This is a genomic window from uncultured Campylobacter sp. (assembly GCF_938045465.1).
Classification (GTDB): domain Bacteria; phylum Campylobacterota; class Campylobacteria; order Campylobacterales; family Campylobacteraceae; genus Campylobacter_B.
The window spans coordinates 1-1,233 of the sequence record NZ_CALIBF010000058.1; the positions used below are offsets into that span (position 1 = coordinate 1).

1 protein-coding gene is annotated in these 1,233 nt (G+C 48.2%); it reads left to right on the forward strand.

Annotation, left to right across the window (positions count from 1 at the left end; genetic code table 11):
• Positions 1-644 precede the first annotated feature (644 nt).
• Positions 645-1,187: a 4'-phosphopantetheinyl transferase superfamily protein gene (locus Q0413_RS02990; RefSeq protein ID WP_298987155.1), complete on the forward strand. Its 543-nt coding sequence runs from the start codon at positions 645-647 to the stop codon at positions 1,185-1,187.
• Positions 1,188-1,233: the final 46 nt, after the last annotated feature.

Here is a 1,233-nt window from a genome sequence, read left to right on the forward strand (position 1 = left end):
AAATTCGCGCTGCTTCATTGGGGCGTGGATAAAATTTCACGCTGTTTTATTCAAGTGCGTTTAAATTTCAAATCGCATGGGCAAAAAGGGCGCTAAAATCGCGCTCGTTTTATTCAAATGCGTTTAAATTTTAAACCGCCGCATTACGACGTCTGCTGCGTTACGCACTGCTCGCGATTTTAAATTTCGCTTCAGGATTTTAAAGCTCATCGCACGACGCATCCGGATTTCGTCGCAAAAGCTCCGGCGCAAACGCCGCCCGCGGTAGAAATTTTATCGCGGAATTTTAAAATTCCGCGCCGATGTTTTCAAAACCTGCGCTGCCTGCCTCTTGATACAGCCGCACTAAAATTTAACCAAATAGGCAATCGCACGAGATGCGACGAACAAGACGAGCGTAACGAACGCAATCGACGCCGCAAAGCGACACGCGACGAACCAAAAAGTGGGCGGCGCAGATCGAAAACGAGCTAAATTTTAAAATTTTACCGCGTCCGAGGCGAGGCCTTGGCGCAAACGCGATAAATTATATGTTTTAGTGCGCCTTTGGGCCCAATCGCATCAAATAAATTTTAAACGGAATTCTAACGCTACGGCACTATTTTATATTTTTATAAAGACTATTTTAGTAAAATCAAAGCTTTATGAGCGAGATAAAAATTTTAATCACCGACGAGGATCTGCGCGCCCCGAGGCGACTTTTGAGCAGGCGCGATAAGAAGCTGGCGTGCGCGCGAGCCCATCTGCGCGAGTTTCGCGTTTCGCGGGCGCTTAAAGCGCGCTTTAAAAAGCGCGGCAAATTTTGCATCTCGCACAAAAGCGCGGAGGGCAAAACGATCGTCGCCGTGGCTCTAGCGAGGCAAAAATTCGGGCTCGATCTTGAAATTTTAAAACCGCGGAATTTTGCCGCGGCGAGCGAGTTTTGTTTCAACGACTTTGAACGCGAACTTTTGGCGGCGGCGGACGAGAGCGAAAAGAAGCTTGTTTTTTATAAAATTTACACGATCAAAGAGGCGCTGATTAAGGCGCGAAGCCTGGGTTTTTACGCGCTTGCTCGCGTGGGGCTGGCGCGCGGCGCAGATGGAGAGGCTTTGGCGCTTGATGAGCGCGGCAGGGCGTGGTCGCACAAGAGCTATATTTTGGAGGGCGAGATTTTGATTTCGCTCGTTTTTAGGGAGAATTTTTGAGACCTGTTTATCGTTTTTACGCTATTTCTAAAACGGCTTTCGTTCT

What these genes read in the sequence shown, in the direction of transcription:
- Q0413_RS02990 (WP_298987155.1), top strand. Translation starts at nt 645, where the DNA reads ATGAGCGAGATAAAAATTTTAATCACCGACGAGGATCTGCGCGCCCCG.